This window comes from Halorubrum sp. SD683 (assembly GCF_002135045.1).
Taxonomy (GTDB): domain Archaea; phylum Halobacteriota; class Halobacteria; order Halobacteriales; family Haloferacaceae; genus Halorubrum; species Halorubrum ezzemoulense.
This window is the reverse complement of sequence record NZ_NEWJ01000001.1, coordinates 94,340-120,837: the sequence shown is the minus strand read 5'-3', so window position 1 is coordinate 120,837 and position 26,498 is coordinate 94,340. Positions and strand designations below refer to the sequence as shown.

Sequence of the window (26,498 nt, the reverse complement as noted above, 5' to 3'; positions counted from 1 at the left end):
TCTATTTGACAGAATTCAATTGCGGTATTCCCAGTCTGCTACTGCTATTCTGTGATTGTTAATCCCCGTGCGAGCGTAGCAATCAGTGCATCCTGTATCTGTTCATAGTATCCATGCTCGACTCCCTCTAATTGTCCCTCGTACTGCTCGTACTCGTCCCGATGGAGTACCAACAGACCTACTGAGGAGCCCATGAGTCCCATCACTGTGAGTGGCGCCATCTCTGCGATCGGGCCGTCACTCCGGCTTTGAATATCTTCGATAATAGGGATGAATTCCGCCATTTCCGCTCGAACAAGTTCCTCAAGTCGCTCTTCAGAACCACTTCCAATGATTTCTTGGTAGTTACCCTGAATAACTGTTTGCTGAATGAACGGGTTTCCTTCAGCGAACTCAGCATAGCACCGAAACAATCGCTCTAGCGCATTCTGGGGATCGTCTACACCCTCGAGTTCCGAACGTACGTTCTCCATATACTCCTCAAGTTCTCGTTGGAGAATTTCGATGTAGAGGTCTGATTTCGCGTCGAAGAACTGGTAAAACGTTGGTTTTGCAATCCCAACGGGGTCTGTGACGTCCTTCACTGTCGTTTTCTTCGGCCCATATGTGAGCAAGAGCTCCCGGCCGCTTTCGATGAGTTGTTCGCGAATCCGCCCCCGTTCCTCGTCGCTGAAACCAGGCATACCAGTACTTTTTCCTGGGACCTCATAACCAGATTGGTTATTAGTCATGAACCTATGACCAAAAAACGTATTTAGTTATAGAGTAAACGAGTTACTATGGGTACGATAGACGTGACCGACTTGACGAAGGACTACGGGGGCGTCCTCGGCGTCGATTCGCTGTCGTTTTCCGTTGAAGATGGCGAAATATTCGGATTCCTCGGCCCAAACGGTGCCGGGAAAACGACGACAATCAGGACGCTGCTCGGCTTGCTCTCTCCAACGTCGGGCACTGCAACGGTCCTCGGCGCAGATGTACGGAATGAAGATGCACTGATCGACGCGAAACAACGGATCGGGTATCTACCAGCGCATCTCGGGTTCAACGAGGAGGTTACCGGCGAACGAGTCCTCAACTACCACGCGTCGGTCAAAGGCGACCGGCGACGGGACGAACTCCTCGACGTGTTCACGCCACCGGTTGACCGCCCGATCCGCGAGTACTCGACCGGGAACAAGCGAATGCTCGGCATCGTCCAGGCGTTCATGCACGACCCCGACCTCGTCATCATGGACGAACCGACATCGGGGTTGGACCCACTCAAACAGGAAGAGTTCAACGAGTTCATTCGTGGCGAGCGAGAGCGCGGCACGACCATCTTCTTCTCTTCACATGTATTGAGTGAGGTTCGGCGTGTCTGCGACCGCGTCGGCATTCTCCGTGACGGACAGCTCGTCGGACTCGAGGACATCGACACGCTCCTCGATCAGGGCGGGAAACGCGTCCACGTCCGTACCGCTGACGGCGAACAGGTGGACTTCAGCGATCTCGACGGCGCGTTCGACATGACGACTGTCGGTGAGGAGATTCAGTTCATCTACGCTGGCAACTACAATCCACTACTTCAGGCACTCGCACGCCACGATGTCCACGAGGTCGAAATCCGCGAACCACCGCTCGAAGACATCTTCATGCACTTCTATGGAACCGACAGTTCCGAAGCGAATCCGCAGATGGAGGGTGCCAATGTTTGAAACCGCGCGCTACGAGGCGAACCGCCGACTCCGCGGGACAGCCGCCTTAGCAGGTGGAATCGCCGTCCTCGTCGCGTTCTTCATCTGGTACTTCTCGGTGCTCGACGTCGAGGGCCTGACACAGGCGATGGAGTCGCTGCCACCAGCGATGCTCGAAGCGTTCGGCATCGAGACGATTGCAACGATTGAGGGCTTTCTCGCGGCGGAAGTCTACAACTTCGTCTGGGTACTCGGACTCGGGCTGTACTTCGCATATGCGGCAGGCGGCCTGATTACTGGTGACATCGAACGGGACCGGATGGACTTGTTGTTGTCGTTCCCGGTCTCCCGGTCGCGGTTACTGCTCGAGAAGTTCAGCGCTTTGTTGCTCCCGATCATCACGGTCAACATCGTCATCGCCGTCGTCGTCTACGGGGGCGCAGCTGCTATCGGCGAATCCATCGATGTGGGTCATCTGATGCTCGTGCACGTACTCTCTATTCCGTATCTGTTGACCTGTGCAGCAATTGGCACCGTCTTCTCGGTGGTCTTCGACCGGGCAGACACCGCGAAACGCGGCGCGATTGGGCTTGTCTTTGCATTATTCCTCATCAAATCAGTGACAGAGAGCGCCGAGGGGTACGAATGGATTCAGAACGTGAGCCCGATGCACTACTACGAGCCGACGCCAATACTCATCGATGGGGCCTACCAGTTAGTAGATGCCGGGGTACTCCTCCTGGTCGCCGTTGCCCTGCTGGTCGTCAGCCAACTGGTGTTCCAGCGACGAGATATCTAAGAGAACTGATTTTTTCAACACGGTTTCGAGGTGGCTGCCGGCGGGACGTTCCGCATTCTCTCTGCCCATCGGATAGACGGTTATCGAAATGGGATCGTAAAGTCGCTACTCTACAACCGTCACGTCGAACTTCCCGCGCCAGCGGTATCGCCGGCCACCCCAGACGAACGTCCGGCGGACGAGCGCGTAGAAGATGAGAGGGACGAACACGAACAGTGATGGGTAGGCCAGCACGGCCGTCCATCGACGGACGCCCAGGACCTCGTTGACGCCGAAGTGCAACACCGTCAGGACTACCGCCGCGTAGAGCGGGGCCAATATCGCCCCAGCGAGGATGAGCAAGGAGACAAGGCAGATTCCGGCGACGGTTTCGGGGAAATGCCACCGAAGAATCTGCGTCCAGCGGACCGGGCGCTCGACTGCCTCGCGGATGGTCCCCCCGATGGGAACAATGTGCGTCCGGCCGACCGTCGTCACCTGGAGATACTCCATGAGGAGGCCGTCGTCGCTGACGGTCCGCCGCAGTTCGTCGAGAAACACGGCCTCTTCGATATCGTTTCGCTCGAACATGACTGCACCGCCCCAGATCTGGTTACCGAGGTAGAGGCCCAGCGAGCCGGCCGAGGCGTATAGCGGTTCGAGCAGTACCGATAGGGGATCCTGTCCGACGAAGTACGGCACCTCCGATACTGGCCCACGGGCTTCGTAGTCCGCGTTCATCGTGGCTAGCCAGTCCGGGGGATGGTGGAAATCGTCGTCTGTCCAGACGAGGCGGTCGTGGCGCGCAGCCTCCATTCCAGCGGCGATGGCGTTGGCCTTCCCCGAACAGCCCTCTGGTTCACCGGCGGCGACGAGATGGACGCCCTCGGGTAGGATCTCCCGCTCGGTGACGGGATCGTCTGCACCATCGTGGACGACCAGCAGTTCGTCACCGTCTCCGAGTTGGACAGCCAGCTCCTCGCACGCGTCGGTCCACCTCGTTGTCGGCAGGAGGACGCTCGTCGGCGGGCAATCAGACATTGGTAGTTGCCTCTTTTCGCCCGGGGGCGATGAGTGCACTGCCGGCGATCCATGGACGCTTATAGGTACGGCTTATACGGTAGCGACCTATCGCTGGCCCATGCGTTACGTTATCGCCGTGGCCTACCCCAAGGAGGCGGGGATCAACCAGCTCGACCGACGGATCAACGAGCTCGGCCTCGAGTACCGGGCCATTCACCGAATGGAACTTCTTGCCGACAACACTGTCGCCATGTTCGCGGAGGGGCGTGGCGACGTCGAAGAGCTCCGGCGGATCCTGTCAGAGTCACCGGCGGTCTCTGAGTTTTCGATCACCGGCGACGATACCGGGTTTTTCTCCTACACGTGCTATACGGCGGACGATCTGACCCGGATGCTCATGGAGAACCGACGCGAGTCGTCGTACCTGATCGATATGCCGATCGAGTACACCGACGACGGTGGCCTCCGAGTGACATACATTGGAGCGGAAGCAGTCTTCACCGATGCGCTCGCTGACCAGCCAGAGGGCGTCAGGATCGAGATTGAGCGGACCGGCCCGTACACGCCCAGCCCCCGCCACGTCATCTCTCGACTGACCGAGCGCCAGCGCGAGGTGCTCGAGGCGGCGGTCTACCTTGGCTACTATCAGGAGCCCCGCGAGGCAACCCACAACGAGGTCGCTGCGGCGACTGGGCTCTCAGAATCGACCGTCGGCGAGCATCTTCGGAAGATCGAAGCAACCGTATTCTCGTCGCTCCACATCGACGCCATCGACCACTGAAGCGACGATCATCTCGGAAACCTGACTTCGAGCAGATATTCTTCGTACGAAAACCCCACCGCCGTCGAACAGTTCAACGAAGAATATCTCCTCTTCCGTCCTGAATGAAAAAGTGGGCTATCAGCTACTGGAAGTTTTTCTGCGCCCGCCGAGGGGCGGAGGCGCATTCTGACCCCCGTCGAATGATGACTGAGCCCTATCTCACGACGGTCCTCAAGGAAGCCGAGCACGTTGCCAAGCAACACGACCAGGTCGCTCGAACGACAGACAACCAAGCCCACGAGTACCTCCGATACGCCGTCCTCCGGGTGCTCGAAGGCGAGGCGGACCACCTCCCACCAGACTGGACGCCGATCGACGGCGTGACCGTCGGCTACGGGAGCGACGACGCGATGTACGACAGCTGGGGCTCCAGCGAAGACTGGTGGGAGACCGTCCCGCCGCAGGAGGCGTGTACCCGCTTCCGAGTGTTCTTCCCGGACGACCACCAGACGGTCCCCCACGACATCGTCGACGTGATGGCCGCGCTCGGTGCCTGGCGCGTCTGGACCGGGAGCGCAGCGGCGTGCGGCTCCTACGACCATCGCGAGCGCCGCGAAGTCCACTACCTGTGGCCGGAGGGCCATCCGGTGGAGGAAGTGCTCCACGAGCGGCTCAGCGGCCCTGCGGAAGCCGTCGCTCCGGACGGGGGTCGAACGGGCGACGTTCGCGACCGGCTAGTCGTCGAGGAGAACACAGAGTCACAGGACGATCTCGAGCCCCGCACGAAGCGTGCCGTCGCCGAAGCGATGGACGTTTCGCTCCTCTCGAAAGGTGGCCGCTACGAGGTGCAGTCCGCGTCCGGGTACCGGTACGAAGTCGACGTCATCGACGAGTCGTGTTCCTGTCCCGACTGGCAGCAGCGCTCACCCGAGGGCGGCTGCAAACACCTGCGTCGCGTCGATCACGAGATCAAACGGGGCCGCGTTCCCCGCCCAGACGGCCGGCTCCCAACAACCCCAGGGTAGATCACCATCCTCTTCGTCGGAATGGCTCTTCTGGTACTGGGTAGTGTGGCGGCACACTAGGCTTTTCACGGTCGGCCACATACCGGGAGGTATGAGCAGCGACAGAATTGACGCCGAAAGCAAGGTGTCTGGAAACCAAGCGAATATCCCCGCCCGGATTCGGCGGGAACTCGATATCGACGATGGTGATCAGCTCCGGTGGCATCTCGAAGACGACGGGAGCATTCGGGTCCAAGTGATCCAACAGCAAACGGGCACGTTCGCCGACTTCGACGGCTACGCTGGTGAGGAGCCGACCGATGTCACGAGCGATCACGACGCCTGGGGCGTCGACGTCGAGTAGATGCCTCGTGCTCTCGTCGATACGACGGTCCTCTTTGCCGCCGCATACCGGCGGGATGGATCCCACGATGCCGCGCTTCCCGTACTCCAGGGCATCGACGATGGAACGCTACCAGAAGCAATCGTCCTCGACTACGTCCTCGCGGAAACGCTCAACGGTCTCACGACCCACGCCGACCACGACGCAGCCGTCGATCTCCTCGATCGAATCGAAGAAAACGCCCGCTTCCACATCGACTCACTCACCACCGACGCTCTCGCGACGGGGAAGGCCCTCTTTCGCCAACACGAACCCCTCTCCTTCGTCGATGCCTGCCTTGTCGCGTATATGCAAACCGAAGGACTTGGCTACCTGTATGCGTTTGACGACGGTTTTGACGCAGTCGAGGATGTCTATCGGCTCGATACGGCAACGGATCCCTACGACCTAAATTGACGCTCGCCGACGCTACGGTTGGCGACGACGGTCGGTCTCAAGATAGTCGCACCTCGTAGTCAGCCGCCAGCTCCTGGAACTCGTCCCACTCCGGGAGCTGCTCGTCATCAACCTCGCCGTGCGTCTCGAGGTAGCGCAGCAAGGCGTCGATTTCGTCTTCGAGGCCATACTTCGCCGCCTGCGCTCGGAGGTCCGCCTCGTCGACGTCGACGTGGCTGAGCAGGAGGAGACAGTACGAGCGGTGGCGGCTGCCGTCGTCGATTAACAGTGTGTGACAGCAGAGCTCCGCCGGCGAGACTGCGTCGAGGTCCTCGGAATAGACGTAGTAGCGGTGGCCGGTGAGCAGAAACTGGAGGTCGAAGGCCGCGAATCGAGCGAGGCCTGTTTCGTGGAACGGCTCCGCGTCGATCTCCGTCTCGGTCTGGGTGAGGAATTCGTCGTAGTCCTCCCAGAGAATCGTCCCCTTCGGGGCGACGGCTTCGAGGCGTTGACGATGCAGATGGTGTGCGAGTTCACGGGCGAACTCGTGGAGGCGGTCGAAGTCAGCGTTGAAGTCATAATGGCCGTCGGCCGTCCCAACGAGCCCACGGTCGCGAAACCGCTTGAGGACGCGGTTGACCGTGTTGCGGTAGTTGTCGCTCCGGTCGGCGATCTCGGAGACGGTTCGCGGCTGGTCGAGGTAGTACAGCACCTCGAGTGCTTTCCCGGTCAGCAGTTCAGGGAACTCGATGTGGGAGTGCTGGCGGACGAGGTCCCGATAGAGTTCGACGGCGCGAGCATCCGACGGGACGACTCGTTTTCGCCGGCCATCGCGTTCCGTGTAGACGAGCCCCTTCTCGACGAGGTCGGCGACGGCACGCGAGAGGTAACTCTCGCTGTGGTCGAGCTTCGTCGCGAGCTCGGAGATCGTGTCGCCGCGGTCGACCGTGGCGAGGACCTCGAGTTCGATACGCCGGAGCACGGTGTAACATAGCACGAAACTTTCATATAAAGAAGTTTCGAGTAGTGTTACAGACAGCAATCGCGAGAACCGTCTCCACCGTCTTAACCAACAAAACTATGGATTCGTGGGCCGTGTTGGTTAACACGAGAGTAGCCGATGTCCTACGAACCCCCGACCCCACCGGCGAACCTCCCGATGGAGATCGTCAACACGCTCAACGAGTCGGACCCGGAGCAGCTCCGAGACGTTGCGACGTACGCTGAAGCGCTCGCCGAGCACAAGGAACGGGAGGCCCGTCTCGAGGAGTCGGCTGGCCAGGAAGAAATGGAGGACCGGCCAGACGGCCTCCCGGACGACGTCCCTGCCAAAGCGACGACCACGATCAAGGAGATCAACGACAATCGCTACTACTACTGGCAGTGGAGAGATGGTGAAAATATCCGTTCTCAATATAAAGGGCCGGTCACGGACGGGTAGTGTTCAGATAAGCTGGTTCGCACTCGAGACGTTCCCGGACGCCGCTCTCACCACGATTTTCGTCATTAACCCGATTGACTCGGTGATCGACGTGGAGGCTGGCGGCTTGCCAGTCGCAGAGGACTGGTACGATACCGCACAGGAGCGAGCGAGATTCACACGACAGCGACGGATCTCGCGGCAGAATACGATGTTGCCCTCAATAACGTTACAGCGGTGGGTAAACCGGCGCGTGAGATCTTCGAATACGCTGACAGCCACGACATCGACCAGATCGTTATGGGGAGCCACGGGCGGTCAGGCATTGACCGGGCGCTTCTCGGAAGTGTTGCCGAAACGGTCACCCGCCGAGCACGGATCCCGGTGACAATCATCGGATGATCTCCTTGACCAAAGTACCAACACCAAGGAACACTCCGCGACCCCGGTCTCTGTATATTGTTGGACGAATACTCACGAGTGGACCTAAAACGTGAAATCAAACCAACCCGTAGGTGTCGAGAACGTGGCTGTTACTGAATCACCATCTCTCTCGACGTGTTCGGTCAAAATCGAACGACGGGGTGGTCGCGGCGAGGCGGGAGCACGGGCACTCGAACGCCATCTCGAGCGTCTCTCCGGCGTCCACGATGTCGACGTCTCGTTTCGAACAGGAGACGCCCGGATCACCTACGACGGGAGCGTCACCTCGGAAGAAACGATTCGAGACGCTGTCCGCGACCGGAACGTGACGATTCAGGAAGAATCTGAGAGGACAACGGACGATGTGAGCACCCGCTCGGAGCTCAGGCAGGAGGCCGCGTTCGTCGGCCTGACGCTCCTTGGGATGGTGACCGGCCTCGTGACGGGATGGCTCGAGGGGCCACAGATTCTCATGTGGGTCGGGTACGGCGTCGCATACGTGTTTGGCGGGTGGTACGGGCTCAAAGGCGCAATCGAGACGCTCCGACACCGTGCGGTCGACATCGACCTCCTGATGATCGTCGCCGCGCTCGGCGCCCTCTCGATTGGTGCCCCGTTCGAAGGCGCGATGCTCCTCTTCCTGTTCTCGCTGTCGAACACGCTCCAGCACTACGCCATCGGCCGCTCACGCCGAGCCATCAAGTCGCTCGTCGAGATGCGACCGGACGAGGCGCAGGTCCTCCGCGACGGCGAGGAAGTCACCGTGCCAATCGACGAGGTCGCCGTCGGCGACGTGTTCGTCGTCCGGCCCGGGGACAGGATTCCGCTCGACGGCGTCGTCGCGTCTGGCGAGGGAACGGTCGATCAGGCGTCGCTCACCGGCGAATCAGTGCCCGTGCCGAAAGAGCCCGGGGACGAGGTGTTCGGCGGGACGATCAACGAGAGCGGCAGCCTCGAGATCAAGGTCACGCGGCAGGCCCACGAGTCGGCGATCAGCCGCCTCATCACCATGGTCGAAGAGGCCCAGAGCGAGAAGGCGCCAACACAGCGGCTCATCGACCGCCTCGAACAGCCGTACGTCCTCGGCGTGTTCGGGCTCACGATCGCGGCGATCGCAATTCCGCTCGTGCTCGGGAGCGCGTTCACCAGCACGTTCTACCGCGCGATGACGCTCATGGTCGCGGCCTCGCCGTGTGCGGTCATTATCTCCACGCCGGCGGCGGTGCTGTCGGCGATCGCCTCCGGCGGGAGGCAGGGTGTCCTGTTCAAGGGCGGCGAACACGTCGAGACGGCCGCGAACATCGACGCGGTCGCGTTCGACAAGACGGGCACACTCACGCGGGGTGAGACGCAGTTGGCGGACGTCTTCGTCCGGGACGGTCTCGCGGACGAGTCGCTGACTGCCGACGAACTGCTCTCCCTCGCGGCCGCCGTCCAGGCCCGCTCGGAGCACCACCTCGCTCGGGCGACCGTCTCGGAAGCCGAAAACCGCGCGCTCGACGTCCCCGACGCGCGGCGGTTTCAGTCGGAGGCCGGGAAAGGCGTGCGCGCCGACGTCGACGACGGGACCATCCACATCGGGAATCGGAGTTACGTCGAGACGGTTCTCGAAGACGCTGCGATCGAGGGACTCGAACCAGGTCTCGACAGGCTTCGGACCCTGGAGGCGGAGGGGAAGACGAGTGTCGTCGTCGTCCGTGAACACGGCGACAACGCGACCGTGGTAGGGTGGCTGGCGTTCACCGACACGGTCCGCCCCGGGGCTGCAGAGATGATCGAGGAGCTCCGCACGCTCGGCGTGGAGCACATCGTCATGCTGACCGGCGACAACGAACGCGTCGCCCAGCAGATCGCCGACGAAGTCGGTATCGACGAGGTGCAGGCGGAACTACTGCCGGAAGAGAAGGTGGCGACCATCGAAGAGCTGGTCGAGCGATACGAGAACGTGGCGATGGTGGGTGACGGCGTGAACGACGCACCGGCACTGGCGACGGCGACGCTCGGCATCGCGATGGGTGGCGCCGGGACTGACGTCGCCCTCGAGACGGCCGACGTCGTGTTGATGGGCGACGACATCGGGAAGATTCCCTACGTACTCGGACTCGGTCGTCGGACGCGCCGGACGCTGACAGTCAACCTCACGATCGCCTTCGGTGCGATCGCGCTGATGGTCGGGACGATCCTGTTGCGAGGGATCCCCTTGCCGTTGGCCGTGATCGGCCACGAGGGTTCGACGGTCCTCGTGTCCCTGAACGGTCTCCGGTTACTCGGTTTTCGGGAGTAACGGTGGAGACTTTCCCTGATAGCACAAAGTTCCGAGCCCGTGTCGCATTTCAGACACGGGTGGCGCCGGCTGACGAACGACAAGCGTGTGCGCTGGGGCAGCGGCGCCGACAGTGCCTGGGTCTGGACAATGGACGGTGTCGTCCATTTCTGGGAGACCGGCTTCGTGGCCGCTGTCGACCTTGCGCTCGCTGGAGCTTCGAGATGTCTGTTCCGAATACGAACGGGCGGGCCCAGCGACGTTCGTCCAGCGGGCCCGCTCACGTATCTGGGTGACTCTCCCACCCGCCGTCGTCGATAACTCGAAAGAGTTTGCGCCAGTTTTCGTCGTCCTCGCTCTCCGGAAGTTGATCGCGGAGCTGTTGCAGGTCTGAGGCTGGAACGAGTGTTGCGACGAGGTCTATGATCACCTGCGAGTGGTAGGCCGCATCTGGTCTATCGGTTCCTTCGATCTCGCTCACGCGGTTGACGAACTCCTGCCAGTCAAATCGCTGACCGTGTTCGTGAACAGCCCCAGTCAGGTACCACTTGATCTCCATCGGCAGTGAGGCGGCCAGGTCCTCGGCGTTCCCCTCGGGAATCCGCTGGCCGAGGGTCATCAGTGTCGCCCGGATGGCGCGAACTGTTTCACCAGTCCCTGGGAGTCCGAGACGGTGTTGTACTTCTCCTGTGAATTCGTCGAAATTCATTGACCTACAATGTACTACGAGTCAAACTCCCATAACGTCTCGCCCGGCGAAATCACGCTGGTAAAGATGAAGGGAGTAGCTTCGAGACCTCACACAATGTACGACCGGATCGTGACCGCCATCACATAGCGGCTTCGTCCTCCGATGAAGGCAGGCAAGTAGATTTTTCTCGATATCGACTCACCGAATACACACGTATGTCCGAGGAGGATATCTGTGAGCGCCATGCCTGGACGTCTGTCGGCGTCGTGACACGGGACGGCGGCGTCTGCAGGATCTGGGAGTGCGAGAACTGTCCGGTCTGGACCGCACAGCCGTTCGACGCCGAGCACGAACGATCCTGGGACGAGACCTGGTTGGCCGAGCGCTAACATGGCGGTCTCGGGCGAATTGCTGACGCTGGTCTCTATCGGCGCAGTGGCACTGTACACGCTCGTGACTGCTGCGAGTCGTGCGATCGACCGGTTGGTAGCGGTTGCGGAGTACTACGATATCTCCGAAGTACTCATCGGGATGACCATCCTCTCCGTGGGGACCAGTTTGCCGGAGATCGGGTCACACTTCATCGCATCACTGGGTATTCTCTCCGGTGTCCTGGACTACGAGGCGACGTCCGCTGTCGTAATCGGCGGGAACACCGGCTCTTCGGCCGTCCAGCAACTCCTCCTCGTCGGAGTTCTCCTCATCGGGTACGGCAGCCTCGACCTCACTGAACGGTTCGTCCGCGAGAGCTACCTGCCGATGCTGGGCGTGTTCGTCGTCACGATGGGTCTCGCCTGGGACGGAACGATCAGCCGGGTGGACGGGGTCGTTCTGTTAGCCCTCTACTTCGTGTACGTCGGGGTGAGCGTCATCCGTCGAGAGCGAACCCAAACGCTACGAGAGCCACCAAGTGTCGATCCTCGCCGAGACGCCGCCGTTGCGGCCGGGCTACTCGTGTTAGTTCTGCTCTCTGCCTCGCTTCTGCTTTCGGTCATCGAGGTGGTCGTCGACATGTTGGCCCTCGGTGGTTCGATGGTCGGCGTGGTCACCATCGGCGTGGCTGCGGCGCTGCCGGAGTTGACGACCGTCATGGACGCGATCCGTCGACGAACACCCAACGTCGCGCTCGGAACCCTCGTCGGGAGCAACATCGTCAACCCGCTCGTCGGTATCGGACTCGGGGGGACAATCTCCACCTACTACGTTCCCCCTGCTGTCGTGCTCTGGGATTTCCCGTTCAAACTCGTCGTCGGCGTCGCAGTGCTCGGCTGGGCGTGGTACGTGAAACACGGGGAGCTCACGCGGACGGATGGCGGCTACCTGCTGGGGCTGTATTTCGTCTTCGTCGTCGGGCGGCTCCTGCTGTTCCCCGGCCAGTGAAACGCAGACGGGTCCGGGTGGCGAACCACACCGCGTCCGTTCTGCACTCGGGGACCCAAGCGGTCGCGACGCCGTGTCCCGGCCGCACCGCTGCTCTCACCCTGCATGGTGTCGGTCTCCTGGAACGACCCTGCGAATATTTCTCCCGGGAGGCTGTCTGTCCGGGTATGAACGCTCGAACGGTCGCCCTCGCCCTCGGGACCGCTGTCACGACTTTCCTCCTCGTCGGTGCCGCGACGATCGAACTGCTGGGTGCCGGCGAGGCACCGGGGATCGGGATCATCGGCGTCTTCGCTGGCTTCGTCGCCGGATTGGCCGCCGGTGTGCTCGTCGGCGTGGCGAGCGACCGCATCGCGGGAGTTCCCGCGGCGGCCCTCCTCGGCTACGCCGCCTTCGGCACCACGTTCCTCGCCATCGCCGCGATGAGCTACGTCAACGTGCCGGGCGTGGACGACGTGTTCACGTTCCCGGTCCGTCTCGGCGTGAGCGCCGTGGTCGCCGTCGTCGCCGCCCTGGCGACCGCGTACGGCGAACGGTCGGTCGCCCGCTGAGCCCGTCCCCCGCCTCGCACGCCGCCGTTCCCTGCAGGGCGTGGGTCACTGTGCCGTCCACCCGCCATCGACCGGGATGTTCGCGCCGGTGACGTACGAGGCCTCGTCGGAGGCGGGGAACATTGCCAGACCCGCTATCGATCACGCCTGCCCGACCGTTTTGCGACCGATAACGGTCCCCATCTGTAGTTCGTATAGGGTGAATTCGACATCCTCGATGGCTTCGTCGAAGAGACGAAACGGTTGGAACCAGCTATTGAGCGTCCTCTCGTCGACGTCTCCCTCCCAGTTCTCGATCGTGCCACGAACGTGGATACTCCACGATTCGTTCGTCGAGGCCGCGTAGCACACGAACGTCGCCGTTTCGGTCGACTCGAGGAATCGGCCTTTTTCGCTCCCGTCGTCGTCGTGTTCGCTCACCCGGAAGAGGAATCGGTTGCCGTCGTAGTGGTAGCTCAGCGGGATGGTGTACGCATCGTTCTCGTGTGCGAGCCCGAGGACGCCGTGTTCACCTGCTTGCAGGTACTCGTCGATTTCGGACTCGGTCATACCGGTCGTGTATACGTATTCGACGTTGTCCATACGGAACTGTACGGACGGTGTTTTTAAATAGGCTGCCTGAGCCGAGCCCTGGAGGCACATCGAAATCACTCCCCGACAGTCCCCGTCACTTCCACGAAGAACGGCGGTTGATGCTCGGTCGGGTTCCCCCCACTGGGGCCCTGACTCCACACGCTGGTACGAGATGCCGGCTGCCCACGTCGAATCGCACGGTATTGTACCAACTGCACAAAATATGTTGTGAGTCCGACTCCTCCATTCGTATATCGGACGCCCGATTCGAGGTGTGAAATGCTCCGTCAGGATATGACCTGTGCAGGCCTGTTGAAATGTTGCCACGGTGTGAAGGAACTCGACGAGGACGTGTTCGGGCTGCTAGTCGAGCCGTCAGAACTGCTCACGGTCGACGAGGGTGCCGAACGGATCGATCGTGAACGCTCGACAGTCTACCGGTCCGTCCAGCGCCTGAGACGGGTTGGATATGGCCAGAAGGAACGGAGTAACGACGAGCAGGGGCAACTGGCACGTCTTCCGGCCGACGGATCCCGACGAGTGCCCCGAGACAAACGGTCGAAGCGCACGACCCGGCAGACGTTCGAGAGTTTCGCTGGCTCTGTCAGCCGATCCCCGGCCACCACATTTTTCATCGCTTACTTGTTTAGTATTGGCCGTGATGAACAATATCGATACAGATCCAGCCGAGGTCGCACGGCGTATCCACGATGACGATTCGGCGGACCCCTTCGTCCTCGACGTCCGCAACGAGGACGAGTACGAGGAGTGGCACATCGACGGGAGCTACAACCTGCCGATCTACGACCAGTTGCTCGACGAGAACTACGCCGGACTGAAAGACTCCCTCGACGAACTCCCCGACGACGAGGAGATTATCGTCGTCTGCGTCGCCGGCGTGACTTCGGGACGAGCGGCCGAGTTCCTTCGGGAACGGGGCTACGATGCAACGTCCATCGAGAACGGAATGAACGGGTGGGGGCGTGTCCACCGCCAGTACGACGTGGATGGCGCAGACGGTGTTGTCCAGATCGTCCGACCAGGAACCGGCTGTATCTCGTATCTGGCCCACGACGGCGACGAGGCCATCGTCGTCGATCCGAGTCAGTACATGGACCAGTATCTGACCGCCACAGACGAGCGGGAGCTGGAAATCGTCGGTGTCGCCGACACGCACGCGCATGCCGACCACGTTTCTGGGGCTCGGCGGCTCGCTGGCGAACTTGACGTGCCGTACTATCTCCACGAGACGGACACTGGTGTGCTCGAAGAAGTCACCGAAATCGAGGACGGCGAGACGATTGCTGTCGGTGAGCGTGAACTCGACGTCCACCATACACCGGGCCACACCCCCGGGAGCGTCTCGTTCCACTTCGGTGACGCCCTCCTCTCGGGTGATACGCTGTTCCTGCGTAGCGTTGGGCGACCTGACCTCGAAGACGGCTCCGAAGATGCGATTCGAGAGGCGAGTAGTCGGCTCTACGAGAGCCTCGACAGGCTCACTGCCCTGGATGACGAGACGGTCGTCCTTCCAGGCCACTTCAGCGATGCGGAGCTCCGGCCGCTCGCGACGCCGCTCGGTGAGCTCCGTGCGAAAACGAGCAACGAACTTCTCAACTACGTCGAGGACGGCGACGAGACGGCATTCGTCGAAACCATCGTGGAGAGCCTCGCCGACGAACCAGCGAACTACAACGAGATCAAGCAGATAAACTGCGGCAACGAACAGCCCGGCGGAGACGTCGAATCGCTCGAACTCGGTCCGAACAACTGCGCTGCCAACTGACGACGAAGGTACCGCTTTTTTGCCACACCTGCAGGGGATTCGTCGGAACTGATCGCAGGTTACGCTTCAGGACCCACGGTGTTTCACCGTCGGTCTTGTCGGAGCCGTCGGGGACGGTGACGCCGATTGAAGCCCCGCTGAATCGTCTTGGGAAGTGTCTACGAGAACGGGACTAGTCCGGTTAGCCAAAACTCCGTAAAGGCCAGAGCCACTTGTACACCCATGGAGCGAAGAGAGTACGCGATCCTCGCGGTCATCGCACTCGCCACGGTCGCACTCGGTGTCGTCACGACATCGAAGCCCCTGTGGCCGTTCTTCGTCGAGAGCACGCGCCAGTTCCTGACGACGGCTGCGGCGATGGCGTGGATAACCTGGTGGGCGCTGGTCCTCGGGTTCGCGATCGCCGGTGGCGTCGAGGCCTGGACCTCCGACGAGAAGGTCTCGGACCTGCTGGAGGGACACAGCCTTCGGGAGATCGGCTACGGGTCGCTGTTCGGGTTCGTCTCCTCGTCGTGTTCCTACAGCGCCATCGCCACGGCGAAGAACCTCTTCAAGAAGGGCGGGTCGGCGGCCGCCACCCTCGGCGCGTTCATGTTCGCGTCGACGAACCTCGTCATCGAGATCGGCATCGTCATCTACCTGCTGCTGGGCTGGCAGTTCCTCGTCGCAGACATCGTCGGTGGGTTCATGCTCATCGGATTGATGGCGTTCGGCTTCGCCTACGTCACGCCCGATGCGGTTATCGAGCAGGCGAGAGCAAACATCCAGGACGAGAACGACTCGACTGTCCAGGACCCGGTCTGTGGGATGGAGGTCGACCCCGATGAAGCCGACTACTCGACCGAACACGACGGGAAGACGTACTACTTCTGCTCACAGTCCTGCAAGGACAGCTTCGACCCGGAGGAAGCGACCACGACCATTCGGGAGCAAGCGACGTCACTCGCAGGCTGGAAGGCGCTGGCCGACAAGCAGTGGTCGGAGTGGGGGATGCTCTGGGACGAGATCGCCATCGGGTTCATCTTCGCCGGGCTCATCGCCGGCTTCATCCCCGAGAGCGTCTGGACGAGTGTGTTCTCGGGGCCGACGTTCGGGCTGCCGGTGTACGTCTTCTGGACTGCGGTCCTGGGGGCGGTCATCGGCGTCGCGACGTTCGTTTGCTCGGTCGGGAACGTTCCCTTCGGCGCCGTCCTCTACGCGAACGGCCTCCCGTTCGGATCCGTCCTGTCGTATATCTATGCGGACCTGATCGTACCGCCGATTATGGACGCCTACCGTGAGTACTACGGCATCAAGTTCGCCGCCATCCTCTCGGGGATGATCTTCGCCTCGGCCGTCCTCACTGGCTTCGTCATCCACTTCATCTTCTTCGGGGCGGGCATAATCCCGGACCCCTCCAGCGTCCAGGTCGCTGAGGTGGGAATCGAGGCGAACTACAAGATGGTGCTGAACGTGCTTGCGACGATCTTCTTCCTGTTCCTCTACTGGCTCCATCGCTCGGAGTCCGTCGGCGACGAGGGGAGCCAGGGCGAGCACGCCCACACCGCGGACTAACCGCGCTCCCCACTCGCCCCTGGGTGACGTGGCACGTCGTCGAGTCCACCCAGCGACCGAGGAAGCACACTCCTAGAGAGGATTCACGCCCAACTACCAATAGGTTCGGGAGAGAACAGCGACGGGTGCCCGACGATCCGCAGAGTCGATCGGTTGACTCGGTCCTGTCGGCCGCCGACACCGCTACCGAGGGCCTGACCGCCGATGAAGCACAGCGACGGCTCGCTGCGTACGGCGAGAACGAAGTGGCCCAGGCCAGGGACCGATCGCCATTCACGATCTTCGTCGCGCAGTTCAATAGCGTCCTCATCTGGGTCCTGCTGGCGGCAGCCGTCCTCTCGTCAGCGGCGGGGCACGCCGTCGACGCCGTTCTCATCGCCGTCATCGTGGTCGTAAACGGGGTCTTCGGGTTCGTCCAGGACTACCGCGCCGAGCGGAGTCTCGGAGCACTGCGCGAACTGACGTCGCCGACAGCGACTGTCAGACGGGGTGGAACGACCATCAAGGTCGACGCAACCGAACTCGTCCCCGGGGACGTGATCGAACTGGAGAGCGGCGACGTCGTCCCCGCCGACGGCCGGCTCCTCGAGGACGTCGACCTGGAAGTGGACGAGGCGGCGCTCACCGGTGAGAGCGCGCCGGTCTCGAAGTCGCCGAGTCCAGTCGGCGCCGACACACCGCTCTCAGAGCGCAGCTGTATGGTGTACAGCGGTACGAACGTCACACGCGGCAGGGGCGTCGCCGTCGTCACCGCGACAGGGATGGACACGGAGGTCGGCTCGATCGCACGTGAACTCGCGGCGACCGAGGAGACGGAAACGCCGCTCCAAGAGGAACTCGACGAACTCGGCCGCCGGCTCGGATTGGGCGTGCTCGCGCTGACCGCGCTCGTGGTTCCGCTGTTGCTGGTGCAGGAGACGCCTCTCGTCGAGGCGGGCCTCACCGCAGTGTCACTGGCCGTCGCCGCCATCCCCGAGGGGCTGCCGGCCGTGGTGACGCTGACCCTCGCACTGGGCGTCCGGACGATGGCCGAGGAGAACGCCCTCGTTCGCCGCCTGCCGGCCGTCGAGGCACTCGGCTCGGTGGACGTCATCTGCACTGACAAGACCGGGACGCTCACCGAGGGGCGGATGACCGTCAGCAGGCTCTGGGTGAACGACGCCGTCGTCGCCCTCGACGAACCCGGAAGTGAAGCGCCGTCCGACCGCGTCGATCTCCTGTTGCGGGCCGGGGCGCTCTGCAACGACGCCACCGCCGAGGAAGGCGACCCCACGGAGCGAGCGCTGGTCGAGGCGGCCGCGAACCACGGAATCGACGTCGAAGCTCTTCGCGATGAGCACCCTCGGACCGACGGGGTCCTGTTCTCCTCCGAGCAGAAGTGGATGGGGTCCGTCCACGGCGACGTCGGGTACGTCAAGGGCGCTCCGGAGGTCGTTCTCTCGAAGTCCTCACGGATTCTCACTGACGACGGGCCGGTCGACCTCACGGCCGATGCCGCTGACCGCGTCCACCACCAGGTCGGAGCGTTCGCCGACGACGCCCTTCGCGTGCTCGCGGTCGCCTATACGGAATCTCCGGAGTCTCTGGCGGACGACCTGGTGTTCGTCGGGATCGTCGGGATGATCGACCCACCCCGCGAGGAAGTCGCCGACGCACTCGCGGCGACCGGGCGGGCCGGCATCGACGTGAAGATGATCACCGGCGACAACGTCCGCACGGCCGCCGCGATCGCCGGATCGCTCGGAATGGGGCAGGAGGTGATCGAGGGGCGCGACCTCGATGAACTGGACGAGGCGGAACTGGCGGCACGGGTCGAGGACGTCGACGTGTTCGCCCGGGCCTCCCCCGAACACAAAGTACGCATCCTGCGGGCACTCCAGAAAAACGGGCACATCGTCGCGATGACGGGTGACGGCGTCAACGACGCGCCGGCGTTGAAGAATGCCGACGTCGGGGTCGCGATGGGCGTCCGCGGGACCGACGTTGCCAAACACGCCAGCGATATGGTCCTGCTGGACGACAACTACGCGACCATCGAACGGGCGGTCGAACGGGGTCGGGCCATCTTCGACAACCTCTGGAAGTTCGTGGCCTTCCTGCTCAGTGCGAATATCGCCGAGGTCGCGATCGTCTTTCTCGCGTCACTCTACGGCTACCTGATCCTCCCGGCGGTCCAGCTGCTCTGGATCAACCTGCTCACTGACGGGTTGCCCGCGCTGGCGCTGGGTGCGGACCCGCGGAGCGGCAACGTGATGGAACGGCCCCCACGCGATCCCGACCGGGGAATTGTCGGACGCCCGATGCTCTGGCTCGTCGGGGGTGCCGGGCTCGTGTCGACCGCACTCATGCTCGGGCTGATGCTCTACGTGATCGATGGCGCGGCCGTCGTGACGTCGTACGCGATGACGATGGTGTTCACGGGCTTCGTCTTCCTGGAGTTCGAGAAGCTCTACATCATCCGCTGGCTCCGGGAGACGCCGACGTTCTCGAATCCCTGGCTCACACTCGCGGTTGGCGGGTCGGTCGTATTGCAGCTCGCGGTCCTGTACACCCCGCTCAACCAGTACTTCGGGACGGTTCCGCTCGGGCTCGAAGACTGGGGAATCATCGGCGGTGTCCTCCTTCTTGGCCTCCCTGCATACCTCGCCATCGTGCTCACAATCAGACGGCAGTTCAGGCACGAGGCGAACGCGAGTGACGCCTCCTGAGGTCCCCGATTTCCCGGCCGTTGTGTCGACGTGCCCGAGAGGGTTCCCTCGTCGATAAGTGTGAGATGGCTGCCTGTTCGCCGCCGGCGAGGACGGAAGAGCGGCTTTCAAAAGACGTTGGTCACGTAGAACAGGAACAGTCCGAGCGACGAGCAGAGGCCAGCGAGTGCGGTAACCGAGAAGCGGCCGACGGTCAACGGCGCCGTGAAACCGGGAGTTGCGTCAGGGGCCTCGTACCGGAGTTTGACCAGTGCAGCGTTGACGAGGATGAATACGACGAGCAGGCCGCCGTTGGCCAGTCCGGCGACCGTCCCAAGGTCCCGTAGCAGCGTGAACGGGATCGTGACGCCAGCGACGAGCGCGACCGCGAGGTACGGTGTCCGTCGCCCGCGGTGGACCCGGGCGAACGCCGACGGGAACGACCGGTACTCGGTCTTCGAAACGCCGTACACCAGCCGCGAGGTGGAGACGAGCAGGATCAGCACCGTGTTCGCGGTCGAGGTGAGCGCGATCGCGCCCACGAGCGCCGCGGCGAACTCTCCGCCGGCCGCCCGGGCGACCAGCGAGAGTGGGGACGCCGACCCGCCGAGGGACTGCCAGTCGACGGCGCCGACCGCCGAAAGCGCGACGAGCACGTAGAACACCGTCGTGACGCCGATCGCGAGCAGGATCGCCCGCGGGATCGTCCTAGTCGGATCCTCGGTCTCCTCGGCCACGTTGACGATCGACCCGAACCCGAGGTACGCGAAGAACGCGAGGAAGGCCCCCTCGACGACGCCCGGCACGCCCAGCGGCGCATCGAACACGTCGACGCCACCCCACGTCCGTCGGCCCAGCCAGATTACGACCACGAGCCCCGCGACCTCGGCGACCGTGAACAGCAGGTTCACCCGCGCGGACTCCTCGATCCCCCAGAAGTTGACGGCGGAGGCGAGGACGACCAGCCCGACCGCGACGGGGACGACCGGCCCGCGGACGAACCCGCCGAGGTAGCCCGCGAACGCGAGCGCGACCGCAGCTGCGGAGACGGCGCCGACGAACACGCGCAGGACCGCGACCAGCTCTGCGAGGCGCTTGCTGTCGAACGCTTCACGGACGTAGACGTAGTCGCCCTCCCCTTTCGGGAACCGGGAGGCGAGCTCCGCGTAGCTCAGACCCGTGAACGCGGCGACGACGGCGGCGAGGAGGAACGAGAGCGGCAGCGACTCGCCGGCAACGCCCGCGGCCTCGCCGAGGACGGCGTAGATGCCGGCGCCGAGGATCAGCCCGATACCGTACACCGACACCTCGAACAGCCCCAGGTCCCGGCGCAGCGCCGGTGAGACCGGCTCCGACGCGCCGGGACCGTCGGGCGCACTCATCGAGCGATACCCGTTACGGTTGGCTGGTCGTTCGCGTGCACAGTATTTTGTAATTGTGTATCCTATCCAATAGTATGTTCGACGACCTGCTGTTCCCGACAGACGGGAGTGACGGTGCCGAGTCTGCGCTGGAACACGTCCTCGATCTCGCGGCGGCCCACGGGGCGAACGTGCACGTCCTCAACGTCGTGGACACGGCGTACGACCGGTTTCTCCACATGAACGGGGAGTTCCTCGAGCTGCTCGAGGAGGAGGGCGAACGGGTCGTTGACGAGGCCGCGACGCGGGCCAAGGACCGCGACGTAACTGTACAGACCGCGGTAGCGAAGGGAGAGCCCTACGAGGAGATCGTCGACTACGCGAACAGCCACGCCGTGGACCTCGTCGTCATGCCGACCCACGGACGGACAGGGCTGGGCCGGTTCCTGCTCGGCAGCGTGACCGAACGGGTCGTCAGGCGGGCCGACGTGCCGGTGCTTACGCTCCGGCCGGACGAGGAGGACCGGGTCGATTACCCCTACCGGACCGTGCTGGCCCCGGCCGACGGAAGCAGCTGTGGGGAGTACGCCCTCGGGAGAGGGATCGATCTTGCCGTCGCCGAGGAAGCCGAACTCCACGTCCTCTCGGTCGTCGAGACCGCCGCACTCGGGACCGACATCCGCAGTGAGATGCAGATCGACAGCCTCGAGGGGCGGGCCGAACGGGTCGTCGACGGCGCCGCCGAGGCCGCGGCGGACGCCGGCATCGAGGCGACGACCGCCGTCCAGTTCGCCGCCTCGGTCCCGGAGACGATCCGGACCTACGTCGACGACCACGACATCGATATCGTCGTCGTCGGCACGCACGGCCGGACCGGTTTCGATCGGTACGTGCTCGGCAGCGTCACCGAACAGCTCGTCCGCACGTGCCCGGTCCCGGTGCTCAGCATGCGCGAGCCCGCCCCGGAGTAGTCGGCGTCGGCGAGCGTCCAGCCGGGTGTCCCGCGGTGGCGGTCGCGCCGGCGTCAGCTCAAAACGACCGGCCAGAGGAGTCGGACGAGCAGGTAGGCCATCCCAGTCGTGAGCAGGATCACGACGACGTCGAGTAGGACGCCTGCCCTGAGCATGTGCTCGCGCTCGACGTAGCCAGCGCCGAAGACGATCGCGTTGGGCGGCGTCGCGACGGGGAGCGCGAACCCGTAGCTCGCGGCGACGGCGCCGGTGACTGCAAGCAGCACCGACGCGAGCTCGCCCGTCGTGCCGAGCGCGGCCGCGTACGCCGGTCCGATGTTGACGAGGATCGGCACGAGAACAGCGGCCATCGCGGTGTTCGAGGCGATCTCGCCGACGACCACGGTCATGGCGATCACGACGAGCAACACGGCGATGATCGGCGCCCCCGCGAGCGGCCCGAGTATGAGTTCCGCCAGCCACACTGTCGCGGCAGTGTCGTGCAGCGCGTTCGCCAGCGAGATGCCGCCGCCGAGCAGGAGCAGCGTCCCCCAGTCGATGTCGAGCAGGTCGTCCCACGCCGCCCCGCCGCTGACGACCAGCGCCGGGATTCCGAGGAGGCCGACGAGCACGTAGAACAGCAGCCCCTCGTGCCCGGCGGTGCCGAACACGGATTCGGCGGCGCCGCCGAAGAGGGTGACGTACCACGACCCCGGAAGCACGCCCTCGAACAGGAAGCCCAGACCGCCGAGTAGCCAGAGGGCTGCGACGGTGCCGAACACTGCGACTGTGCGGCGGGCAGCGCTCGACAGGGTGCCCGTCTCGCGGAGTCGCTCGCGGGCCCGCTCCCGCGCTCGCTCGACGTCGTGCTCCCGCGGGGGGTAGACGACGTAGGTCAGGAGCACCCATGCGACTGGGAGCGTGACCACGACCATCGGGAGCCCGACCGCGAGCCACTCGACGAACGTGATCTCGACGCCGATCAGGTCGTCGAGCTGGCCGACGACGATCGCGTTGGGTGGCGTCCCGATCAGCGTCCCCACGCCGCCTAGACTCGCCGCGTAGGCGACGCCCAGCAGCATCGCGATCTGAAGGTTCGATGCCCCGGGGGAGCCACGGGGCTCCTCGCCGGCTTTCGTGAGGTCCGTGACGCTCTCGACGATGCCGAGGACGATCGGGACCATCATCGCGACGGTGGCGGTGTTGGAGACCACCATCGAGAGCAGCGCGGTCGCGACCATGACGCCCAGAACCAGCCCGCGGACCGAACTGCCGAAGCGGACGAGGATCGCGAGCGCGATCCGGCGGTCGATTCCGTGGGTCTGGAGCGCCTCGGCGAACATGAACCCCGAGAGCAGCAGGAAGATCACCGGGTCCGCGAACCCGAGGACGGCAGTCTCGAACTCGGGGTAGACGCCGAAAACCGTCAGCAGGATCGGGATGGTCAGCGCCGTGAGCGCCAGCGGGAGCGCACCGGTGATCCAGAGGATCGCCGCGAACGCCATCGTCGCTACCGCGTACTGCCCCGCCGTCGTCAGTTGGCCGGCGGTCGGGGCGACCGCGATCGCGGCGGTGGCGACAACTGCCGCGGCGATCGTCGCGAGTCGGGTTGCGTGGGACACGAGTGGCGGTCGTGGTTCCCTCCACTCACGGAGAGGGTGTTAATTCTGTCTCCGAGTCGACCCGTGATGCGAGAGGGCGCCACCACGACGGCGCGTACGGGGTACCTCGAGCGTGTGGCTCAGGCGGGTGAGTGCCCATCAGCCCGGGAGGAGGAAGTTCAACAGCGCGACCAACACGCCGGCCATCCCCATCCGGGCACCAGCGACGAACCAGTTCTGTTCGGAGATCGTGGCGAGGTAGGCGCCGAACGTGAAGAGGATTGCGACGGCCACGCCGATGGAAGAGAGCGTCGCCGCGCGCATGCTGAGCACCGACCCCTCGATCAGGAACGGCGTCATGGGGAGCACGACGCCGATGATCGGGCCGATACCGCTCATCAACGCGTTCACCTGCCGGGCGCCCGCCTTCTGCCGCTGGATCCGCGTCTCGTCGAGGTCGGTCAGCATCGCCCGTTCGACCCGGGCGAGTTCGGCTTGCTTCTCGGCGCGCTCGATCTCCCACACGCTCCAGACGCCGGACGTTCCAAGCCCGATCGCGGCGCCGATACCGATGCTGAACACCGTTAGCCCGTCGGCGATGCCGGAGAGGTACGCGCCGACGGTCACGCCGACACTCGTGAGCGCGCCGTCGAACCCGTTGGAGATGAAGTAGCGTCGGGAGATCGATCGGACGTCTTCCCGTTCCAGGGTCCGGACGAAACGTCGCAGGCGTTGGCGCATGGTCAATCCTGTGGGGTCTTGCCCTGTTCCACCATCCGCTCGCCACAGACTACCTCATCGATCGAGTGAATTGCGGCACCCATGTCCTCGATCGTTTCGTCGACTGCGTCGACCCCGATCGCGTCGCCCTCGACGGTCATCTTGACGTTCTGGACTTCCTTATCGGTCTCTACGAGCACGATGTTGACGCCGTCGACGCCGTCGAGACCGGCGACGGTGTCGGCGACTGTGACGACATCCGGGTCGTACGGCTTCAACAGGTCGAGGACTAATCTTCGGACAGGAACCATTACTGGAGCATTATCGTGCTCCCGCTTAATCTCGGGGGTGCGGCTACTGAAACACACGCAATCGAGCTCGCAGCCGCCCACAGCGCAGTCCTTCACGTGCTCTACGTCGTCGACGAGGATGTCGCGACTGCATACAGTGGGGATGAGTACGTCAACGAAGCCGAAGGTCCCGAACACGGCCTCGAAGAACACGGCGAGGAGACGCTTTCCGAACTCCGACGTCGAGCCGCAGAGGCCGATGTCGACGTCGAGACGGCGATGCAACATGGCAATCTCGCTGAGACTATCGTGGATCACGCAGATGACTGTGACGCGGATCTCCTCGTGCTCGGTACCAAACGCCGGCCGGACGAATATCGGGCGTTGCTCGGAAGTGTCACCGACCGCGCCCTCCGATTAACGACTCGTCCGGCAACCGTCGTGAAAACTGAAGTCAGCGAGTAGGGGACGATCCTTCGCTACCGTCCATCATCTCGAGTGAGTCGGGCACGACGGCGGTCAAATTCCTCGTCGTCGATCTCGCCGCGGGCGTACCGCTCTTGGAGGACAGCGAGTGCGCTATCCTCGGTGGAGTCACCCGCATGGGACCGCGATCCCACCCAGTAAACGAGACCGAGGGGGAGGGCGACGAGGAGTGCCATCCACAGGAGACCGAACAGCATCATCCCCCAGCCACTCCATCCGGCCATATGGCCGCCAGTCCACATGCGGTCGTGCCACCCCCACATCATCGCATCTGGAACGGCCGCGTGCGTCAGCGCCATTCCGGCGACGACGGCCAGAGCCAGCGCTCCGACGACAATGAGGCCCAGAGAACAAATCCCGCGTGCTTGAATTGGATTTTGCATTGTTGTACTCCCAAAAGTCTCGGCGTGGTTAGCCGAGGATGTATTCGAGGGCGGGGTAGCGCTCAACGAGCGTCTCGCCGCCGATGTCGTAGTTCTCGATGTACTGGTCGAGGCCCAGGATGCGGCCCGCCGCGAACGCGGCAACCGCGAGGAACACGAGCATGTACGCGAAGTCCCCGTTGATGAACCCGTGGCCCATGTCCCAGTTCCCGAAGTAGAACATGAGCATCATGAGCGCGCCGAAGAACGCCGCGAGGCGGACCAGCGCACCGACGAGGAGGCCGAGGCCGATGAACAGCTCGCCCCACGGGACGGCGACGTTCGCGAACTCGACGAACCAGGGCGTGCTCCCCATCCACGCGAACATGCCCGCGAGGGGGTTGCCGTTGGTCGCCGCGACGTTCGACAGGTAGCCGCCGGCAGCGAACTCGCCGGTGATCTTCGTGAACCCGGAGTACGCGAACGCGTACCCCATCATGAGCCGGAGCGCGAGCACGAACCACGCGCTGAGACTGTGGACCTTTCCGCCGACGGTTCGTCCGCCGATCTTGCTCTCCAGTTGGTTGACGCCAGATTTGATAGTTGACATGCTTAGGTCACCTTACAACTACACCTTGGAGAGGAGAGATCATATAGTATCGAGCCGGCGTTCCGAGTCAGAAAATCGGCGGGCTATATTACCCTCCTGTAGCGAGTATGGTCGTGTGACCGAGGAGCCCGACCCGCCGGAGGTCTTCGCCACACTCGACGACGAGTACGCTCGCGACATCCTCGTGGCGACGAAGACCGACCGACTGTCCGCGAAGGAACTCGGCGAGAAGTGCGACATGTCGCGCCCGACCGTCTCGCGCCGTGTCAGCCGCCTCGTCGAACAGGGCCTCCTCGAGGAGTACACGCACGTCGACCCAGGGGGACGCCACTACAGCGAGTACGAGGCGCGTCTCGAACGCATCGAAGTCCTCCTTCAAGCAGAGGCCTTCGACGTCACCATCGACGTCCGGCCGGACCCCGCCGACCGGATCACGTCCATCTTCGAGGAGATGCGGGGGGACTGACTCATGGAACACACGTTATTCGTCATCGGCAAACTGTTCACGACCGCGCTGGCACTGGTCATCGCGTACCAGGCCTATCGGGGGTACCAACGACATCGCACGCAGTTACTCCTGTACGTCGCAGCCGGCTTCGCGCTGGTCGGGCTCGGCGGACTTCTCGAGGGCGTACTCTTCGAACTGTTTCGAATGTCGATTTTCGAGGCGGGGTTCGTCGCAGCCCTCGTTACCGCCGCGGGGATGGTGTCCATCCTGTACGCTCTCTACGCACCGAACCCCTGAGTCCCAGTATCGAGATCACTGCT

The 26,498-nt window shown here is 63.4% G+C and carries 30 protein-coding genes and 2 pseudogenes; 20 read left to right on the top strand and 12 right to left on the bottom strand.

Features of this window, described 5'->3' with window-relative positions; all coding sequences use genetic code 11:
- Positions 1-44: 44 nt before the first annotated feature.
- On the bottom strand, positions 45-683 hold the full coding sequence (locus B9G49_RS00660; protein ID WP_086215001.1) for a TetR/AcrR family transcriptional regulator: 639 nt from the start codon (positions 681-683) through the stop codon (positions 45-47).
- A gap of 96 nt (positions 684-779) precedes the next feature.
- On the opposite strand from B9G49_RS00660, the gene B9G49_RS00655 reads away from it, so the two are divergent.
- Both B9G49_RS00655 and B9G49_RS00650 read left to right on the top strand, forming a co-directional pair.
- On the top strand, positions 780-1,697 hold the full coding sequence (locus B9G49_RS00655) for an ABC transporter ATP-binding protein (protein WP_086215000.1): 918 nt from the start codon (positions 780-782) through the stop codon (positions 1,695-1,697).
- Complete coding sequence (locus B9G49_RS00650) at positions 1,690-2,475, top strand: ABC transporter permease (protein ID WP_086214999.1); 786 nt, start codon at positions 1,690-1,692, stop codon at positions 2,473-2,475. Before B9G49_RS00655 ends, B9G49_RS00650 begins: the two co-directional genes overlap by 8 nt.
- A 105-nt stretch (positions 2,476-2,580) precedes the next feature.
- Here B9G49_RS00650 and B9G49_RS00645 read toward each other — a convergent pair whose 3' ends face one another.
- Positions 2,581-3,495, bottom strand: a complete 915-nt coding sequence (locus B9G49_RS00645) for a glycosyltransferase family 2 protein (protein ID WP_086214998.1) — start codon at positions 3,493-3,495, stop codon at positions 2,581-2,583.
- A 100-nt stretch (positions 3,496-3,595) separates the two neighbouring features.
- Between B9G49_RS00645 and B9G49_RS00640 the strand changes: the two genes are divergently transcribed.
- The 4 genes from B9G49_RS00640 to B9G49_RS00625 all read left to right on the top strand — a co-directional run bounded on the left by B9G49_RS00640 (position 3,596) and on the right by B9G49_RS00625 (position 6,043).
- Positions 3,596-4,258, top strand: coding sequence for a helix-turn-helix domain-containing protein (locus tag B9G49_RS00640; RefSeq protein ID WP_086214997.1), 663 nt, complete (start codon positions 3,596-3,598; stop codon positions 4,256-4,258).
- Between the two features lie 185 nt (positions 4,259-4,443).
- Positions 4,444-5,265 carry a hypothetical protein gene (locus B9G49_RS00635; protein ID WP_086215195.1) on the top strand — a complete coding sequence of 274 codons (822 nt, stop codon included), beginning with the start codon at positions 4,444-4,446 and terminating at the stop codon, positions 5,263-5,265.
- Positions 5,266-5,356: 91 nt separating this feature from the next.
- The gene (locus B9G49_RS00630; protein WP_086214996.1) at positions 5,357-5,608 is read left to right on the top strand and encodes an AbrB/MazE/SpoVT family DNA-binding domain-containing protein; all 252 of its coding nucleotides are present in this window, start codon (positions 5,357-5,359) and stop codon (positions 5,606-5,608) included.
- Entirely contained in the window at positions 5,609-6,043 is a 435-nt protein-coding gene (locus tag B9G49_RS00625; protein ID WP_086214995.1) for a PIN domain-containing protein, read from the top strand. It begins immediately after the preceding gene.
- Between the two features lie 37 nt (positions 6,044-6,080).
- On the opposite strand, the gene B9G49_RS00620 is transcribed toward B9G49_RS00625, so the two are convergent.
- Positions 6,081-7,004, bottom strand: a complete 924-nt coding sequence (locus tag B9G49_RS00620; RefSeq protein WP_086214994.1) for a MarR family transcriptional regulator — start codon at positions 7,002-7,004, stop codon at positions 6,081-6,083.
- Between the two features lie 138 nt (positions 7,005-7,142).
- Here B9G49_RS00620 and B9G49_RS00615 point away from each other — a divergent pair, with 138 nt between their 5' ends.
- The 3 genes and pseudogenes from B9G49_RS00615 (at position 7,143) to B9G49_RS00605 (ending at position 10,149) form a co-directional block, all read left to right on the top strand.
- Positions 7,143-7,463 (top strand): hypothetical protein, encoded by a 321-nt coding sequence (locus B9G49_RS00615; protein ID WP_086214993.1) that lies wholly within the window; start codon positions 7,143-7,145, stop codon positions 7,461-7,463.
- A gap of 7 nt (positions 7,464-7,470) precedes the next feature.
- A pseudogene (locus B9G49_RS17280) lies at positions 7,471-7,844 on the top strand (universal stress protein).
- 124 nt (positions 7,845-7,968) lie between these two features.
- On the top strand, positions 7,969-10,149 hold the full coding sequence (locus B9G49_RS00605; RefSeq protein ID WP_086214992.1) for a cation-translocating P-type ATPase: 2,181 nt from the start codon (positions 7,969-7,971) through the stop codon (positions 10,147-10,149).
- Positions 10,150-10,408: 259 nt separating this feature from the next.
- On the opposite strand, the gene B9G49_RS00600 is transcribed toward B9G49_RS00605, so the two are convergent.
- Positions 10,409-10,837, bottom strand: a complete 429-nt coding sequence (locus B9G49_RS00600; protein ID WP_086214991.1) for a DUF2267 domain-containing protein — start codon at positions 10,835-10,837, stop codon at positions 10,409-10,411.
- Between the two features lie 197 nt (positions 10,838-11,034).
- Here B9G49_RS00600 and B9G49_RS16430 point away from each other — a divergent pair, with 197 nt between their 5' ends.
- The 3 genes from B9G49_RS16430 to B9G49_RS00590 all read left to right on the top strand — a co-directional run bounded on the left by B9G49_RS16430 (position 11,035) and on the right by B9G49_RS00590 (position 12,750).
- Entirely contained in the window at positions 11,035-11,208 is a 174-nt protein-coding gene (locus B9G49_RS16430) for a hypothetical protein (RefSeq protein WP_158093585.1), read from the top strand.
- 1 nt (position 11,209) lies between these two features.
- Entirely contained in the window at positions 11,210-12,199 is a 990-nt protein-coding gene (locus tag B9G49_RS00595; RefSeq protein WP_086214990.1) for a sodium:calcium antiporter, read from the top strand.
- A 167-nt stretch (positions 12,200-12,366) separates the two neighbouring features.
- On the top strand, positions 12,367-12,750 hold the full coding sequence (locus tag B9G49_RS00590) for a permease (RefSeq protein ID WP_086214989.1): 384 nt from the start codon (positions 12,367-12,369) through the stop codon (positions 12,748-12,750).
- Positions 12,751-12,795: 45 nt separating this feature from the next.
- Here B9G49_RS00590 and B9G49_RS16030 read toward each other — a convergent pair.
- Both B9G49_RS16030 and B9G49_RS00585 read right to left on the bottom strand, forming a co-directional pair.
- A pseudogene (locus B9G49_RS16030) lies at positions 12,796-12,888 on the bottom strand (SDR family oxidoreductase); the annotation flags it as partial.
- Positions 12,889-12,891: 3 nt separating this feature from the next.
- Positions 12,892-13,332 (bottom strand): pyridoxamine 5'-phosphate oxidase family protein, encoded by a 441-nt coding sequence (locus B9G49_RS00585; protein ID WP_086214988.1) that lies wholly within the window; start codon positions 13,330-13,332, stop codon positions 12,892-12,894.
- A 270-nt stretch (positions 13,333-13,602) separates the two neighbouring features.
- Here B9G49_RS00585 and B9G49_RS16890 point away from each other — a divergent pair, with 270 nt between their 5' ends.
- From B9G49_RS16890 to B9G49_RS00565, 4 genes are all read left to right on the top strand, one after another.
- Positions 13,603-14,037 (top strand): helix-turn-helix domain-containing protein, encoded by a 435-nt coding sequence (locus B9G49_RS16890; protein ID WP_321166717.1) that lies wholly within the window; start codon positions 13,603-13,605, stop codon positions 14,035-14,037.
- The gene (locus B9G49_RS00575; protein ID WP_086215194.1) at positions 13,985-15,109 is read left to right on the top strand and encodes an MBL fold metallo-hydrolase; all 1,125 of its coding nucleotides are present in this window, start codon (positions 13,985-13,987) and stop codon (positions 15,107-15,109) included. Before B9G49_RS16890 ends, B9G49_RS00575 begins: the two co-directional genes overlap by 53 nt.
- A gap of 222 nt (positions 15,110-15,331) precedes the next feature.
- On the top strand, positions 15,332-16,663 hold the full coding sequence (locus B9G49_RS00570) for a permease (RefSeq protein WP_086214987.1): 1,332 nt from the start codon (positions 15,332-15,334) through the stop codon (positions 16,661-16,663).
- A gap of 125 nt (positions 16,664-16,788) precedes the next feature.
- Positions 16,789-19,371, top strand: a complete 2,583-nt coding sequence (locus tag B9G49_RS00565) for a calcium-translocating P-type ATPase, PMCA-type (RefSeq protein ID WP_086214986.1) — start codon at positions 16,789-16,791, stop codon at positions 19,369-19,371.
- A 107-nt stretch (positions 19,372-19,478) separates the two neighbouring features.
- On the opposite strand, the gene B9G49_RS00560 is transcribed toward B9G49_RS00565, so the two are convergent.
- Complete coding sequence (locus tag B9G49_RS00560; protein WP_086214985.1) at positions 19,479-20,732, bottom strand: APC family permease; 1,254 nt, start codon at positions 20,730-20,732, stop codon at positions 19,479-19,481.
- A 74-nt stretch (positions 20,733-20,806) separates the two neighbouring features.
- Between B9G49_RS00560 and B9G49_RS00555 the strand changes: the two genes are divergently transcribed.
- Complete coding sequence (locus B9G49_RS00555; protein ID WP_086214984.1) at positions 20,807-21,682, top strand: universal stress protein; 876 nt, start codon at positions 20,807-20,809, stop codon at positions 21,680-21,682.
- A 53-nt stretch (positions 21,683-21,735) separates the two neighbouring features.
- Here the strand turns inward: B9G49_RS00555 and B9G49_RS00550 are convergent, their stop codons facing one another.
- From B9G49_RS00550 to B9G49_RS00540, 3 genes are all read right to left on the bottom strand, one after another.
- Complete coding sequence (locus B9G49_RS00550) at positions 21,736-23,283, bottom strand: DASS family sodium-coupled anion symporter (RefSeq protein ID WP_086214983.1); 1,548 nt, start codon at positions 23,281-23,283, stop codon at positions 21,736-21,738.
- 138 nt (positions 23,284-23,421) lie between these two features.
- A complete protein-coding gene (locus B9G49_RS00545; protein WP_086214982.1) occupies positions 23,422-24,003 on the bottom strand; it encodes a VIT1/CCC1 transporter family protein in 582 nt (193 codons plus the stop codon).
- Positions 24,004-24,005: 2 nt separating this feature from the next.
- Entirely contained in the window at positions 24,006-24,293 is a 288-nt protein-coding gene (locus B9G49_RS00540; protein ID WP_086214981.1) for a DUF211 domain-containing protein, read from the bottom strand.
- 9 nt (positions 24,294-24,302) lie between these two features.
- Here B9G49_RS00540 and B9G49_RS00535 point away from each other — a divergent pair, with 9 nt between their 5' ends.
- On the top strand, positions 24,303-24,737 hold the full coding sequence (locus B9G49_RS00535; protein ID WP_086214980.1) for a universal stress protein: 435 nt from the start codon (positions 24,303-24,305) through the stop codon (positions 24,735-24,737).
- A 14-nt stretch (positions 24,738-24,751) separates the two neighbouring features.
- Here B9G49_RS00535 and B9G49_RS00530 read toward each other — a convergent pair whose 3' ends face one another.
- Both B9G49_RS00530 and B9G49_RS00525 read right to left on the bottom strand, forming a co-directional pair.
- On the bottom strand, positions 24,752-24,982 hold the full coding sequence (locus B9G49_RS00530; RefSeq protein ID WP_233125128.1) for an SHOCT domain-containing protein: 231 nt from the start codon (positions 24,980-24,982) through the stop codon (positions 24,752-24,754).
- Between the two features lie 187 nt (positions 24,983-25,169).
- Positions 25,170-25,730, bottom strand: coding sequence for a DoxX family protein (locus tag B9G49_RS00525; protein WP_086214979.1), 561 nt, complete (start codon positions 25,728-25,730; stop codon positions 25,170-25,172).
- A 115-nt stretch (positions 25,731-25,845) separates the two neighbouring features.
- On the opposite strand from B9G49_RS00525, the gene B9G49_RS00520 reads away from it, so the two are divergent.
- On the top strand, positions 25,846-26,196 hold the full coding sequence (locus B9G49_RS00520) for a winged helix-turn-helix domain-containing protein (protein WP_086214978.1): 351 nt from the start codon (positions 25,846-25,848) through the stop codon (positions 26,194-26,196).
- Between the two features lie 3 nt (positions 26,197-26,199).
- On the top strand, positions 26,200-26,475 hold the full coding sequence (locus B9G49_RS00515; protein WP_079232179.1) for a hypothetical protein: 276 nt from the start codon (positions 26,200-26,202) through the stop codon (positions 26,473-26,475).
- The last annotated feature ends 23 nt before the right edge of the window (positions 26,476-26,498 follow it).